Origin of the sequence: Myxococcus guangdongensis, assembly GCF_024198255.1 — a bacterium.
GTDB classification, from domain to species: domain Bacteria; phylum Myxococcota; class Myxococcia; order Myxococcales; family Myxococcaceae; genus Myxococcus; species Myxococcus guangdongensis.
Genome location: NZ_JAJVKW010000003.1, coordinates 695652 through 708660, shown reverse-complemented (window position 1 = coordinate 708660; position 13009 = coordinate 695652). Strand labels below are relative to the sequence as shown.

The following is a 13009-nucleotide window of genomic DNA, read 5'->3' as shown; positions in this document are numbered from 1 at the left end:
CCTCCTGGTTCCATCTGCCTTTCGGCGACGCGAAGGGGCTTTTAAGGGGCGGGGAGCCCGGAGTATCTGCGGCCTTCTTCTGCGACGACTCCGCCGCCACCTTGTTCGGACGCGCCGCCCTCGAGGACCTCGACATGCATGAGCCCGCGCCCCTCCCCGGCCCCCGCAAGCAGCCATCCGGCTGGTGGTTGCTCGCCATGCTGTGCTTCATCCTCGTGGTCGGCGGGGGACTGGGCGCGGTGGCCATCGGCCTGCAGAAGGAGGGCTTCCTGCGGACCTCGGACGTGGGCGACCTGGCCGAGCTCGCCTCCGTCCAGGAGCAGCTCCGCCCGCTCGAGGCCTGCAGCATCGAATACAAGCGGTGGGACGCCCGGGGCCGACGCAGGCACCCCGAAGCCGTCTCCATGCAGGACTGCGACAGCAACACCCACGGCACCCTGCGCATCAAGGTGCCCCAGACCTGGCTGGAGCAGGGCGTCGGCTTCACCATGCAGCGGGGCTCGACATCGGAGCCCTGGGAAATCCTCGTCGACAAGGACGTGGTGCCCTTCCCCGCGCTCAAGGAGGCCCTGGAGGCCTTCGCCCCCATCATCGCCGCCGAGTACCCGGACAAGCTGCGCCACGAGCTCGAGAGCGAGGCCACGTCCCGCCGGAATTGGGAGGAGTACCGGCGCCAGCGCGACGCGCCGAAGCCGAGCGCGAAGTCGTCCTATCCGGAGTGACGCGGGGCCCTCAGCGCCGGCAGTCCGGATGCGCCGCCGCGTGCAGGCGCGTGTATTCCTCATGGGTGATGTCGCCCGCGAAGAGCGTCATCGCGACTTCTCCCCACGTCCCGCGCCAGTCGCCCGGCATCCGCAGGGGATTGAAGCTCGAGAGCATGCCGGGCGGCGGCGGCGGGGGCGTCATCATGAGATACGCGTCCCCCAGGTGGTGCGGCGGGAGCGCCCGCGCGAGCACGCGCCGCTGGAGCTCCTCGAAGGCGATGTCCCCGCGCTTGTACGCCGCCGAGTCCGCCAACGCCGAGGAGTAGTCCGCGCTGCCCTCGGGAATCCGTGGGTCGCGCGTCGACGCCTCGAGCGCTGGCGGCATGTGCGACGGCCGGGGCGGCGGAGGGACGGGGCGCCAGGAATCGTCGGGCGGCTGGTTCGACATGCGGGAGTCCTCCAGGAGGAAGGCTCCCGACTGTCCCTCAAGTCCCCGCCGTCCTCCAGCCCCGCTTCTCCAGCCGTCGCACGTCGGGCAGGTCCGCGAGCGTCGCCAGGTAGCGCGAGAGCGCCGGCAGCTCGGCATCCGCCGTGTCACCCTCGAAGGGCTTCACGTAGATGGCGTTGCCGTAGTTGTGGACACACGTGGCGGGCGTGTCATCGACGATGAGCACGCGCTCCAGTCGGTAGCCCCGGCGCCGCAGCTTGCGCAGCCTCTTCACGTAGCCGTAGTGCCTGGAGGGGTCCATGAACCCCTCCTCCCGGACGCGCGCCGCGTCCATCGCGAAGGTGCACCGGCTCCGCCCCCACGTGAACTCGGGCCGACACCCTCGCGGGAGCAGGCGCCGGGCGAGCACCTTCACGTAGTCGTCCGACGCCGCAGACCAGAAGGCCATCCGGAAGCGCTGCGCACAGTCCGCCATGAAGCGCTCCACATGCGGGCGCAGGTAGACGTGGAGCCGGTGGACCTTGAGGTCCGCCTTGCGCGCGAGCGGCTTCTCACGCGTGTGAATCAACGTCTCGTCCAGGTCGAGCACCAGCAGCATGCGGGCCGCGTCGCCAGCCCCTGGCGCATCGTCGGCCTCTGTCATCGTCGTGACGGTCTTCATGCCCCGAAGGGACGTGCGCGGCCCCGCAAGGACTGACGCCGAACCCTTCACCTGTCCAACCGGCCACAGCCCCTGGCGCCTCGGAACCCAGCCCGTCCACGCGATGGTTAGCTGCCCTTCGACCTCCAACCACCGCCCGAGGAGCCCCATGCGCTTGTGTCTGTCTTTGTCGAGTCTCGCCTGCGCCCTCTTCCTGTCCCTCACGGGAACCGCCCACGCCCAGAGCGCCGCCCCACCGCCACCCGTGAAGGCCACTCCCGCCCCGCCACCTCCCAGCCCACCGGGCGCCGCGGCCCTGGCGTCCCCCTTCCCTCCCGCCTTCCCCGGACAGACGAACGGCCCCGTCGTCGTTTCGCAGACGCGTTACAAAGTCACCACCGTTGCAACTGGCTTCAACTACCCCTGGGCCATCGCCTTCCTCCCGGACGGACGGATGCTGGTGACGGAGAAGCCCACCGGGAAGCTCTTCATCGTCACCCAGCAGGGCGCGAAGTCGGCGCCCGTGGACGGACTGCCGCCCGTGGACGGCCGGGGCCAGGGCGGGTTGATGGACGTGGAGGTAGGCCCCGACTACGCCCAGAGCCGCTACATCTACTGGAGCTATTACGAGCCGCGCGAGGCGGGCAACGGCCGCGACACCGACGGCAACGGGCTGGCCGTGGCGCGCGGGCGGCTGGTGGACGGCGCCCAGCCGCGCATCGAGGGCCTGCAGGTCATCTTCCGCATGAAGCCCACGCTGGACTCGACGCTGCACGCGGGCGGGCGCATCGTCTTCCACCCGGACGGCACCCTGTTCGTCACGCTGGGCGAGCGCTCCATCCTCCCCGGCCGCGTCCAGGCCCGACAGCTCAACAGCCACTTCGGCAAGATTGTCCGCATCTTCCCCGACGGCACCGTGCCCTCGAACAACCCCTTCTACGACCAGGTCGGCGCCCGCTCCGAAATCTTCTCGCTGGGCCACCGCAACGTGCTGGCCGCCGCGCTCGACGCACGGGGCCGGCTCTGGGAGGCGGAGATGGGCCCGTTGGGCGGCGACGAGCTCAACCTGGTGGAGCGCGGCAAGGACTACGGCTGGCCCACCATCGGCTACGGCACCGAGTACTCCGGCGCCCCCATCCACCAGTCCGGCCAGGGTCCGGGCATGGAGCAACCCGTTTACTTCTGGAACCCAGTGATATCTCCGTCCGGGATGACCATCTACTCGGGGAACCTGTTCCCGGAGTGGCGGGGCAACATCTTCATCGGGGCGCTGTCGGGGCACGCGCTGATACGGCTGGTCCTGCAGAATGACCGGGTGGTGGGCGAGGAGCGGCTCAAGCCCGTTAACAACGCACGGGTGCGCGAGGTGGTGCAGGGACCCGAGGGCGCGCTGTACCTGCTCACCGACGACCCGAACGGCCGCCTGCTCAAGATGACGCCCCCATGAAGGTGCCGGACCCACGCGGACCAACACTCCGAGTCCGCGTGGGAACCCGGGCCTGAAAAGGGGCGGACGGCCGGGCAACAAATGTGTTTCCAGTCGCGGCCCGCGGGCCCGGGAAGCGGACAAACCGGCTGATCCATTTGACTTTCAGGGCGGACGGAGAAACAGATGGGCGCATGACGCTCCCCCCCATCCTCCTGGCCCAGTCAGGGCACTCCGAGCTCGGCTGGCTCAGCAGCAAGCTGCTCGGCGTCACGCTCACGTCCGCCGAGTGGGTCCTCTGGATTCTCGTCGTCCTCTCGGTGCTCTCCATCGCCATCATGCTGGAGCGCGCGGTGTACTTCACCCGCCACCGGCTGCCGGACTCGGAGGCGCTCGCGGTGCGGCTCGCGAAGGGCGACTTCGAGGCGGGGCGCAAGGCCATCGAGGGCAAGACGGGCATGGAGGCCGCCGTCATCCGCGAGGCGCTCGCCTCCAGCGCGCAGGGCGCCGACACCGTGGAGCAGGTGATTGCGTCCACCATGGCGCGCGAGCGTCCCCAGTACGAGCGCTTCCTGTCCTTTCTGGGCACGCTGGGCAACAACGCGCCGTTCATCGGTCTGTTCGGCACCGTGCTCGGCATCATCAAGGCGTTCAACGATTTGGGCGCCAGCAACGTGAAGGGCGCGGCCATCCAGCAGACCGTCATGGCCGGCATCTCCGAGGCGCTCGTCGCCACGGCGGTGGGCCTGGCCGTCGCGATTCCCGCCGTCGTCGCGTTCAACATCTTCAACCGTCAGCTCAAGACGGTGACCAGCCGCACCAACGCCCTGGGCCACGCGCTCGTCGGCAGCATGCGCGCCTCGGGTCGCACGCCGGACACGGCCGCCCGCGCCGCGGAGGTCCGCTAGGCCATGGCGGGCGGCGCGCAGGAGAACGAAGAGGAAATCACGGGCATCAACGTCACGCCGTTGGTGGACGTGGTGCTGGTGCTGCTCATCATCTTCATGGTGACGGCGAACTTCATCGTCCGCGAGACGGTGGAGGTGGACCTGCCCCGCGCGGCCAACGGCGGCGAGACGGTGCAGGGCCTGGTCAACGTCGTGCTCGACAAGGAGGGCAAGCTCTACTTCGACGGCGCGGCCGTCACGGAGCCGGAGCTGACCACCAAGGTCGCGGAGGCCGTGGCCAAGGACAAGGACACGCGCGCCATCATCAGCGCCGACCAGACCATCGCCTACGGACAGGTGATGCGCCTCATCGACACGGTGAAGGGCCAGGGCATCGCGAAGTTCGCCCTCAACATCGAGAAGGACGTGGCCCCCGCGGCCGCGCCCGCCACTCCCTGACGGCACGACACAGCACATGAGCCAGGCGGTCCTCCAAGACAACTCCTTCCCCCGCCGCGAGCGCTCGCTCGTGTTCGTGGGCGCCTTCCTGCTCGTGTCGCTGGTGCTGCACGGCGTGGGCTTCTGGTACCTGAGCCACATGGCGGACCGTCCCCGCCCCGTGGTGCAGCGCCCCGTGGAGCTGGTCATGGTGGAGGTGCGGAAGCCGCCTCCGCCGCCGCCTCCCGAGGAGAAGAAGGAGGAGCCCAAGCCGCCTCCTCCCAAGCCCAAGCCGGTGAAGCCGCCGCCCATCAAGGTCGCGGAGACGAAGCCCCAGCCGCCTCCGCCCGAGCAGGCACCGCCGCCCCCCAACGAGCCGCCGCCGCCCACGCCCCAGGCCAAGCCGCCGCCGCTGGTGGTGGGCATGACGATGTCGTCCACCACCAGCGCGGGCTCGTTCGCCGCGCCCGTGGGCAACACGTCCTACGGCAAGGTGGACAGCACCGCGAAGGACCCCAAGGACGTGAAGGGGTACTCGGCGCCCAAGTACACGCCCATCTACCAGGTGGACTCCGAGCCCACCGTGGCCTCCGAGGTGAAGGTCCCCTACCCGGAGGAGGCGCGCCGCGCGGGCATCGAGGGCACGGTGACGCTGTCCATCACCATCGACAACGAGGGCCGCGTCGTCTCCGCCAAGGTCATCTCCGGCCCGGGCTACGGCCTCAACGAGGCGGCGCGCGACGCCATCAAGCGCTTCCGCTTCAAGCCCGCCATCAAGGGCGGCGAGGCGGTGTCCACGGAGATGAAGTACTCGTACACGTTCCTGTTGGACTGAAGCGGCGCGCGGGCCCCGTCCCTCCGGGGCCCCCCACGTCACTGCGAGCGCAGCGCCCGGCGCATGATGTCGCGCAGCGCGCGCAGATCCTCGTCCGACAGCGCGGCGATGGGCTCGGGCGGCTCCGCCATCCGCTCGAGCAACCGCTCGCGCAGGGCCACGCCCGCCTCCGTCAGCACCAGCATCTTCACGCGCCGGTCCTGCTCGCTGCTGCGGCGCTCGACGAGGCCTCGCGCCTCCATGCGGTCCACCAGGCCCGTCACGTTGGACGCGTCACAGGACAGGTAGTTGGCCAGCGTGCTCATCGCCAGCGGCCCCTCGCCGAGCTGACGCACCACGTGCGCCTGCACCGGGGACAGCTCGAACTCCGCGGCCAGCGCGGGGAAGTTGCGCATGTGCGCGTGCATCAGCTCGAACAGCAGCGTCCACGCCTGCCTGGGCAGCCCCGTGTCCTCAGAGGCTTGCTGCCCGGCGTCCGGTGACCTGCCGCGTCGCTCCAGACTCTCGCTGCTTCCGCTCATACCTCTCATGGTAATTCACCCCGCCCACCTAAACAATTGATTTCATCAACTATTGAGGGTTACTACATTCCGGAGCTTCCAAAATAGAACGACATGGCCTATGTGGGGCCGGACGCGGAACAGGACGGCGGAAGAAGCGATGCGGCGGCGGACGAACTTCATAAGAGCCGGTTCGGCACTTCGCGCTGAATTCCCACAGAGCATGACGCATCCGGGCAAGGCGTCCGGGCGCGCGCACCCAAGACACAACCCGTAGCAAGTCCTTCGAGGACGCAAATGGGGCACTCCGCGCTGGCGCGGGGCTCCACGAGGAGGCAGAGGCGGTTATGAGCTCACTTCTGGCGTTGACCCTGGCGGCCACCCTGGCCGCGGCACCGCCCCCCGTGCTGACACTGGAGGACGCGCTCAACCAGGCGCGCAAGGAGAACCTGGACCTGAAGGCGGCCCAGGCCCGGCTGCGGCAGGCGGACACGGCGTCGCGCAAGGCGTGGGCGGGCTACCTGCCCACCGTCACCGTGGGCGCGGCCATCGTGCGCAACTCCAACGCGGCCATCATCCCTCCCGGCCCGCTGGGCCCCGAGCCGGTGGTCATCCAGCCGCTGGTGCAGCGCCAGTTCCAGGCGGAGCTGCGTCAGGCCATCATCGCCCCGCAGCTGTGGGCGGGCATCCAGGCCGCGTACAAGAGCGAGCGCGTCGCGGAGCTCAACGTGGAGCAGGCCCGGCGCGAAATCCTCTTCGGCGTGGCGCAGGCGTACTACGGCGCCGCGGCGCAGGCCCAGGCGGTGACGGTGCAGGAGCGGCTGGTGGAGCTCAACGGCGCCCGCGCCAAGGACACCAAGGTCCGCTTCGACGCCGGCACGGTGACGCGCGTGGCGCTCCTGCGCGCCGAGCAGGACCTGTCGCGCGCCGAGCAGGACCTCATCCGCGCGAAGAACGCGCTGGCGTCCGCGAAGCTGGTGCTGGCGACGCTCTTGGCGGTGGACAGCCCGGACTTCGAGGTGGCGCCTCCTCCCGAGCCGCAGGTGCCGGTGAAGACGGAGGCGGAGGTGCTGGTGCAGAAGTCGCTCGAGCAGCGCGCGGATGTGGCCGCGGCGCGTGAGACGACGGAGCTGGCGCGCATCAACAAGCGCGGCGTGTGGTTCAGCTACCTGCCCACGCTGGGTGTGACGGGGCAGTTCCGCGTGGCGAACGCGGCGGGCTTCCAGGGTCGCGCGGACGTCTGGCTCATCACCTTCGGCGCCAACTGGACGCTGTGGGACGGCGGGCTTCGCGAGGCGAACCTCTCCGAGGCGTCCGCGAAGATCGCCGAGTCGCTGGCCACGCAGCGCAAGGCGGAGCTGACGGCGCGTCAGGAAGTGAAGACGGCGCAGCTGGATCTGGAGAGCGCGCTGGCCAACCGCCTCAAGGCGGAGCAGACGGTGGAGCTGGCGCGTGAGGGGCAGCGCCTGACGGACGTCTCCTTCAAGGCGGGCGTCGCCACGTACCTGGAAGTCGCCGACGCGAACACGGCGCTGACGCAGGCGGAGATTGGCCTGGTGGCCGAGCGGCTGCAGGCGTCCGTCGCGGCGCTGAAGCTCTTGCGCTCGGTGGGTGCGTTCGAGGCGCGTGGCCTCGACTCGGACCTGAAGGACGAGAGCGCCGCGCCGCCCGTGGTGCAGCCGCTGCCCGGCGACGCCACCCAGCTGCAGCAGCACACCGCGCCCGACGCTCCGGTCCAGACGCAGCAGCCGGCGCCCGAGCAGCAGTAGGCGTGCTCACGCCTCGGTGACCTGGACGCTCGACGCCAGGCACCGGGGCGAGCGCTTCCTGGGGAAGGTGGGCGGGGCTCTTGTGAGAGCCCACCACCGGCCCCAACCTCGGAGAGAAGTCGAAGCACCCTTTTCACCGAGGAGGTCAACATGGCGGAAGGAACGTGGGGCAACTGCAAGGGTTGTCGCTACTTCGCCAGCGACAAACCCAACCCCAGTGACAACGAGACGCAGCGCTGCATGCAGGCGAGTCTGCGGAAGTTCGACCTGAAGGTCTCCGGCGCGAGTGGTTGCAACGCGTACGAGGCCCGGGCCGGGGTTGGCTCGCAGCCGCAACAGGAACCCGCTCAACCGGCGCACTGACGCCCGTCCAGCGGGAATCCGTCGAGCCTTCGTGGAGCACATGACTCCACGAAGCAAGACGGCCCTCGGGAATCTCTTTCCGCGTCGAGCCCTCGCGCGTTGGTCCGCCGAGCCGGCACCGCGGTTCCACTTCACCTCAGGATGAGGGCGCGTCGCCCACGCGGGGGCGGCCTGGCTCGCAGACGCAGTCCACGCAGCCGTGGGTGCAGCACGTCCCGCACAGCTCGATGAGCCTGCGGCCCAGGGCCTGTCGGGCGCGGTGCAGTCGCACGGCGGCGTTGTTGGCGGTGAGCCCCTCCTCGCCCGCGAAGGCGGCGACGGGCGTGCCCTCCAGGTCCACGCGGAGGATGGCCTGCGCGTACTCGGGCTTGAGGGTGTCGGCGAGCCCCGCGACGCACGCGCACACGCTGGACTCGAGCGCGGCGGTATCCTCGGTGGAGCGAGGCGCCTCGGCCTCCTCGAGGGCCAGGGCCTGGGACTCGCGCTGGGCGCGGCGGTGGCGGTCCACCAGCACGTTGCGCAGCAGGCGGTAGAACCAGGCCACCGCGTTTTCCTCGTCGCGCAGGGCCTCGCCCTTCTCCAGGCCCTTCACCAGGGCGAGCTGGAGGACCTCCTCGGCCTCTTCGGGACTGCCGACGCGGGGGGCGAGGAAGGCGAGGAAGCGCCTTCGCTGGGCCACGAGGGTTTCGAGGACGTGTGCATCCAGGCTCATGCGCCCTTCAGCCTACCGCCTCGCGCGTCACGACCACGGGCACTTCGTCCTCGGTGACGGTGCGGGGCTGACGGAAATAGATGCGCTCCATCAGCCGGCGCTGGTGGACGAGCGGCTTGTCGTAGCGGTCCAGGCGCATGCCCCGGTGGCTGTAGGGCGTGTCCGCGACGGTGGGGATGAAGCGCGCGTCGTCGACAATCTCCCAGCGGGTGAGCTCTCGCGCCACCTTCGCCGCCACCGGCAGGAAGGGGGTGAGCCACGGCTGCACGCAGCGCAGGAAGGAGAAGACGTGCAGGCGCGTGCGCTTCGCGGTCTCCGGCACGAAGAAGATGTTGGCGCGGGTGATGAACGGCCGCTGCTCGCCCTTGGGCGACCTCCAGCTCACGACGTACTCGCTGTGCACGGGGTCGAAGCGCGTCAGCCAGTCGTTGTGGAAGAAGTCACCGTTGCGCACGCCGAGCAGCTTCATCAACGGCGCGGGGCGCTGGGGGGCGCGGTAGTGGACCTCGGTGTGGTCGTCGTGGTTCTTCGCGTCGAACTCGACGTCGCCCGCGTGCGGGTCGTCCCAGCCCAGGCGGGTGTGCACGTAGGGCGTGTGTTCGTCCTCGCTGAAGTTGTCGAGCGAGACATGCAGCGGCGCCTCGAAGGGCACCGAGAAGCTGCCGCCGAAGACGTAGCCGTCGTTCAGGGGCAGCTCGGGGAGGGCGGAGCGCGGTGTTTCACGGTTCGCCAGCCACAGGTAGCCGTGGTGCTCCACCACCTGGAAGCTCTTCACGTCGCAGTGCTTGAGGTCGGGTTGGCTGGGATTGGCGCCCCGGCCCTGCGCGTCGAAGCGCCAGCCGTGATACGGGCACTGGAGCCGTCCGTCCGGTCGCACCTTGCCCTTGGACAGGGGCGCGAAGCGGTGGGGACACGTGTCCGCGAGTGCCGCGGGGCTCCCCTTCTCGTCCCGGAACAGCGCGTAGGCGCGGCCGGCCACTTCCACGCGCACGGGCTTTCGACGAAGGGACTGGGAAGGGAGCACGGGATGGAAGTGACGGAGGACGTCGGGCAGTGGCTCCATACTTTCCAAGTATAGCGAGCCACTCAGGACAGGGGAGGAAGGTGCTCCAATAGTCTTTTCAGGTCTGGCTGGAGTTCATCCGGTGTTTCACGGGCGAGTTCCTCCACGGGGTGAGTGCCCCAGGTGACACCGTAGGTGCGCAGGCCGGCGGCCTTGCCGGCGCGGAGGTCCAGCGAGGTGTCGCCGACCATCCACAGGCCCTGCGTCCCGAGGGCGGCGAGGGCGCGGTGGAGGACGTCCGGCGCGGGCTTGTGGGGGAAGTCGTCGGTGCCCTGGACGTGGTGGAGGACGTCGCCCAGGCCCATGGCGTCGACGAAGCGGCGGGCCATGGGGCTCTTCTTGGTGGTGGCGACGGCCAGGAGGTAGCCGCGCTCGCGCAGGGTGTGGAGGAGCTCGAGGACGCCGGGGTACGGGCGGGAGTTCCGGTGGAAGTTGAGCGGATAGTGCTCGCGGTAGGAGGCGCACAGCGCGGGCACGTGCTGGGGCGCAAATTCTGCGTACATGATGTCGAGCGGCAGGCCGATGAGGGCGCGCACCTGCGCGTAGGTGGGTGCCTGGAGGCCATTCGCGGGGAAGGCGTACAGGAAGCTGTCGATGATGTCCGGCAGCGAGTCCACCAGCGTGCCGTCGAGGTCGAAGAGGATTCCACGGGAGTCAGCGCGGCTCATGCGCTCCTGCATACGTGGTTCGGGGGTTGGGGGCACGTGTTTGGGGCTGGAGATTCCGGGCACCCGAGCCGGTGAGCGCACAGGTGCCCGGAAGAAGAGGCGCCACCCTCGCTCGGCGTCACGCGAGGGTGGCGGGGCTGTGTGGGTTACGGGGTGAAGAGGACGGCGGTGTTGAAGACCGTGTCGCCCATGCCCCCGGAGATGAGCACCTTGCCATTCGGAAGCAGGGAGCAAGGGGCATAGGCCCGCGTCGTGGGCATGCTCACGATATAGCGAGCCGTCCCAAGCGTGGGGTCGAACATCTCAGCGGTCGCGCTGACGCCCTCCGTGCCTCCCGTCTGGAGCAAGCGGCCAGAAGGGAGCATGACCAGACATGACCAGGTCCGACCATGAATCCAGGAGCCAGCGGTCCTCATCTGATTGAGCGCCGGGTCGTACTCCATCAAGGAGGCGTAGGCGTGAACGAGGACTCTTCCGGAGGGCAACAAGAAGGCCCGCGTCCAGGAGGTTCCCGTCAGCCCTGTCGCCAGGCTCCAGGTGTCCGTAGCCACGTCATAGAGTTCGGCGGCCACGCCACCTCCCGCGACCAAGATCTTTCCGGATGGCAACATGAGCGCGAAGTGGCCCGAACGATTCGTCGTCGCATTCACGGTCGCAACAGGCGTCCAGGAATTCGTCTCGGGGTCATAGATTTCTGGGATGCGGACCCCACCGCTCGAAGGGTGGGTACCACCAATCACCAACACCTTGCCGGAGGGCAGCAACGTCGCCGTATGCGACTCCCGGTCGAAGGTCATCGGTGCCGCGGCTGTCCAGGTGTTCGTCTGTGGGTCATACAGATCCACGTCGCGCATGATCGAGTTCACACTCGTGCTCGCAAGACCTCCTGCCACGAGAACCTTGCCGGAGGGCAGCACGGTCATCGTGTGGTTGATACGAGCTCGGCGCATGCTGCCTGCGGAAGTCCAACTCCCGGTCTCCGGGGTGTAGAGTTCAGCCGAAGGCATGAAGGTCGAGTTGACATACCCTCCGGTCACCAGAACCTTGCCGGACGGCAACACGAGGGATTGATGGCGGATGCGAGCCTCAAGCATGCTCCCCGTCGCATCCCACTTCGCGGCAGAGCCGCTGCCACAGTTCGTCCCGTTCACCACGCTCACGTTGAACGCATGTGACGCGGCGAAGCCGCGAGCATTCGTGACGGTGGCAGTGACGGTCGGCGCGCTGCCCTGCGCGACACAGGCCGGCGCGGTCCAGCGAACCTCGCTGGAGGTGAAGCCGCTCGTGGCCGTGCCCAGCGTGCCGACGCTCGCCGCCCAGCCGAAGCCGAGCGCCCCGCCATCTCCATCCTCCGCCAGCACCCGCAGCGTCACCGACTCACCACCCGCCACCGTGGTCGCGGACTGATACGTCTGCACGATGCGCGGCGGGATGCTCGGACCCGTGCCAGGGCCCACGCAGACGCGCAGCGTGCCCTGCGTCCGGCCACCGTGCGCGTCCGACACCGTCACGTTGAGCGCGCAGTTGCCACACGGGTCTCCGGCCGGCACGGCGCTCGGCGTGAAGGTCGCGGCGGCGGACGTCGCCTGCGTCCACGCCCCCGCGCACGTCGTGGACCACTGGTAGCTCAGCGCATCCCCATCCGCGTCCACCGCATCCACGGTGACCGTGGTCCCCTGCCCCACCGGCACCGGAGAACGGGTGACAGTGATTCCACGCACCGTGGGCGCCATGTTGAAGGACACCGTCACATTCGCGCTGCCCATCCCCGCTCCGCCATCCGTCGACAGCGTCCGCACGTCGATGCGCAGGCTCGTCGCCGCGCCACGCGAGTCCGTCACCGTGAGCGTCAGCGCGAACTCACCCGCCACCTGCGGCGCGGTCCACGTGGTGGTCGCAGTGCCCGTCGTGGTGAACGCACCGCCCGTCGCGCTCCACGCGTACGAAATCGTGTCCTGAGTGTCCTTGTCGTGCGCCGTGGCGCGAAGGACGATGCTCCCACCCGGCATCACCACGCTCGCTGACGCGATGAGCGAGTCGATACACGGCACCGTGTTCTCGAACGGCGTGCCGCTGGAGAGCGACTGGAGCGTAATAGCCACCACCGCTGTCTCGCCCGCGACGATGGTGACGCCCTCCGCCACGCCGCGATAGCGCAGCGCGCCCTGTGAATCGAACGCCTCCGCCGTGAAGGTCCGCGAGTTGCCCACGGGCACCTGGTGGAACGTGCCACGCCACGCCCCTGCCTCCTGCGTCAACACCACCGTCGACGCGGGCACGCCCGTGGCCGTCAGCGTCACCGTGACGCGGGTGACGTCCTCTCCCGCGAGCGCGTCGGACAGCGCGCTCATGAACTCCACGGAGCCCGTCTGCTCCTGCTCAACCGAGGAGCCACAGCCCCAGACGGTGAACACCATCGCGATGACCCAACACAAACGACTCCAGCGCTGCCTGGCTTGCATCCTCATTCGGGCATTCCTTTCCAGTACGAGCAGGAAACGGCCTCGCCCTCCGACGAAGAAGGTGGATGCAAGGTGAGCGAAGTAGCGCGGGCCG

General features: G+C 69.2%; 14 protein-coding genes. 7 read left to right on the top strand and 7 right to left on the bottom strand.

The features are described 5' to 3' along the window. Nucleotides 1-134 precede the first annotated feature (134 nt). Nucleotides 135-722, top strand: a complete 588-nt coding sequence (locus LXT21_RS12355; protein WP_254038314.1) for a hypothetical protein — start codon at nucleotides 135-137, stop codon at nucleotides 720-722. Between the two features lie 10 nt (nucleotides 723-732). Here the strand turns inward: LXT21_RS12355 and LXT21_RS12350 are convergent, their stop codons facing one another. Both LXT21_RS12350 and LXT21_RS12345 read right to left on the bottom strand, forming a co-directional pair. Continuing rightward, nucleotides 733-1152 carry a hypothetical protein gene (locus LXT21_RS12350; RefSeq protein ID WP_254038313.1) on the bottom strand — a complete coding sequence of 140 codons (420 nt, stop codon included), beginning with the start codon at nucleotides 1150-1152 and terminating at the stop codon, nucleotides 733-735. Between the two features lie 37 nt (nucleotides 1153-1189). Further along, entirely contained in the window at nucleotides 1190-1813 is a 624-nt protein-coding gene (locus LXT21_RS12345; RefSeq protein ID WP_254038312.1) for an HAD family hydrolase, read from the bottom strand. A 148-nt stretch (nucleotides 1814-1961) separates the two neighbouring features. Here LXT21_RS12345 and LXT21_RS12340 point away from each other — a divergent pair, with 148 nt between their 5' ends. The 4 genes from LXT21_RS12340 (at nucleotide 1962) to LXT21_RS12325 (ending at nucleotide 5378) form a co-directional block, all read left to right on the top strand. Beyond that, nucleotides 1962-3239, top strand: coding sequence for a PQQ-dependent sugar dehydrogenase (locus tag LXT21_RS12340; protein ID WP_254038311.1), 1278 nt, complete (start codon nucleotides 1962-1964; stop codon nucleotides 3237-3239). A 173-nt stretch (nucleotides 3240-3412) separates the two neighbouring features. Next, a complete protein-coding gene (locus LXT21_RS12335) occupies nucleotides 3413-4126 on the top strand; it encodes a MotA/TolQ/ExbB proton channel family protein (RefSeq protein WP_254038310.1) in 714 nt (237 codons plus the stop codon). 3 nt (nucleotides 4127-4129) lie between these two features. Then, nucleotides 4130-4564: an ExbD/TolR family protein gene (locus LXT21_RS12330; protein WP_254038309.1), complete on the top strand. Its 435-nt coding sequence runs from the start codon at nucleotides 4130-4132 to the stop codon at nucleotides 4562-4564. A 16-nt stretch (nucleotides 4565-4580) separates the two neighbouring features. Next, nucleotides 4581-5378 carry an energy transducer TonB gene (locus LXT21_RS12325; protein WP_254038308.1) on the top strand — a complete coding sequence of 266 codons (798 nt, stop codon included), beginning with the start codon at nucleotides 4581-4583 and terminating at the stop codon, nucleotides 5376-5378. 38 nt (nucleotides 5379-5416) lie between these two features. Here LXT21_RS12325 and LXT21_RS12320 read toward each other — a convergent pair whose 3' ends face one another. Then, complete coding sequence (locus LXT21_RS12320) at nucleotides 5417-5899, bottom strand: MarR family winged helix-turn-helix transcriptional regulator (RefSeq protein ID WP_254038307.1); 483 nt, start codon at nucleotides 5897-5899, stop codon at nucleotides 5417-5419. Between the two features lie 326 nt (nucleotides 5900-6225). Between LXT21_RS12320 and LXT21_RS12315 the strand changes: the two genes are divergently transcribed. Together LXT21_RS12315 and LXT21_RS12310 are read left to right on the top strand one after the other, a co-directional pair. Then, nucleotides 6226-7647 carry a TolC family protein gene (locus LXT21_RS12315; RefSeq protein ID WP_254038306.1) on the top strand — a complete coding sequence of 474 codons (1422 nt, stop codon included), beginning with the start codon at nucleotides 6226-6228 and terminating at the stop codon, nucleotides 7645-7647. Nucleotides 7648-7797: 150 nt separating this feature from the next. Further along, nucleotides 7798-8010 carry a hypothetical protein gene (locus LXT21_RS12310; RefSeq protein ID WP_254038305.1) on the top strand — a complete coding sequence of 71 codons (213 nt, stop codon included), beginning with the start codon at nucleotides 7798-7800 and terminating at the stop codon, nucleotides 8008-8010. Nucleotides 8011-8146: 136 nt separating this feature from the next. On the opposite strand, the gene LXT21_RS12305 is transcribed toward LXT21_RS12310, so the two are convergent. The 4 genes from LXT21_RS12305 to LXT21_RS12290 form a co-directional block, all read right to left on the bottom strand. Continuing rightward, nucleotides 8147-8722 (bottom strand): RNA polymerase sigma factor, encoded by a 576-nt coding sequence (locus tag LXT21_RS12305; RefSeq protein WP_254038304.1) that lies wholly within the window; start codon nucleotides 8720-8722, stop codon nucleotides 8147-8149. Nucleotides 8723-8729: 7 nt separating this feature from the next. Further along, a complete protein-coding gene (locus LXT21_RS12300; RefSeq protein WP_254038303.1) occupies nucleotides 8730-9785 on the bottom strand; it encodes a Rieske 2Fe-2S domain-containing protein in 1056 nt (351 codons plus the stop codon). Between the two features lie 23 nt (nucleotides 9786-9808). Further along, nucleotides 9809-10453 carry an HAD family hydrolase gene (locus LXT21_RS12295; protein WP_254038302.1) on the bottom strand — a complete coding sequence of 215 codons (645 nt, stop codon included), beginning with the start codon at nucleotides 10451-10453 and terminating at the stop codon, nucleotides 9809-9811. A gap of 146 nt (nucleotides 10454-10599) precedes the next feature. Then, entirely contained in the window at nucleotides 10600-12921 is a 2322-nt protein-coding gene (locus LXT21_RS12290) for a Kelch repeat-containing protein (RefSeq protein ID WP_254038301.1), read from the bottom strand. Nucleotides 12922-13009: the final 88 nt, after the last annotated feature.

Coding starts and splice junctions, on each gene's coding strand:
- LXT21_RS12335 (WP_254038310.1), top strand. CDS start 3,413: ATGACGCTCCCCCCCATCCTCCTGGCCCAGTCAGGGCACTCCGAGCTC.
- LXT21_RS12305 (WP_254038304.1), bottom strand. CDS start 8,722: ATGAGCCTGGATGCACACGTCCTCGAAACCCTCGTGGCCCAGCGAAGG.
- LXT21_RS12330 (WP_254038309.1), top strand. CDS start 4,130: ATGGCGGGCGGCGCGCAGGAGAACGAAGAGGAAATCACGGGCATCAAC.
- LXT21_RS12355 (WP_254038314.1), top strand. CDS start 135: ATGCATGAGCCCGCGCCCCTCCCCGGCCCCCGCAAGCAGCCATCCGGC.
- LXT21_RS12300 (WP_254038303.1), bottom strand. CDS start 9,785: ATGGAGCCACTGCCCGACGTCCTCCGTCACTTCCATCCCGTGCTCCCT.
- LXT21_RS12290 (WP_254038301.1), bottom strand. CDS start 12,921: ATGAGGATGCAAGCCAGGCAGCGCTGGAGTCGTTTGTGTTGGGTCATC.
- LXT21_RS12320 (WP_254038307.1), bottom strand. CDS start 5,899: ATGAGCGGAAGCAGCGAGAGTCTGGAGCGACGCGGCAGGTCACCGGAC.
- LXT21_RS12325 (WP_254038308.1), top strand. CDS start 4,581: ATGAGCCAGGCGGTCCTCCAAGACAACTCCTTCCCCCGCCGCGAGCGC.
- LXT21_RS12310 (WP_254038305.1), top strand. CDS start 7,798: ATGGCGGAAGGAACGTGGGGCAACTGCAAGGGTTGTCGCTACTTCGCC.
- LXT21_RS12295 (WP_254038302.1), bottom strand. CDS start 10,453: ATGAGCCGCGCTGACTCCCGTGGAATCCTCTTCGACCTCGACGGCACG.
- LXT21_RS12345 (WP_254038312.1), bottom strand. CDS start 1,813: ATGAAGACCGTCACGACGATGACAGAGGCCGACGATGCGCCAGGGGCT.
- LXT21_RS12350 (WP_254038313.1), bottom strand. CDS start 1,152: ATGTCGAACCAGCCGCCCGACGATTCCTGGCGCCCCGTCCCTCCGCCG.
- LXT21_RS12340 (WP_254038311.1), top strand. CDS start 1,962: ATGCGCTTGTGTCTGTCTTTGTCGAGTCTCGCCTGCGCCCTCTTCCTG.
- LXT21_RS12315 (WP_254038306.1), top strand. CDS start 6,226: ATGAGCTCACTTCTGGCGTTGACCCTGGCGGCCACCCTGGCCGCGGCA.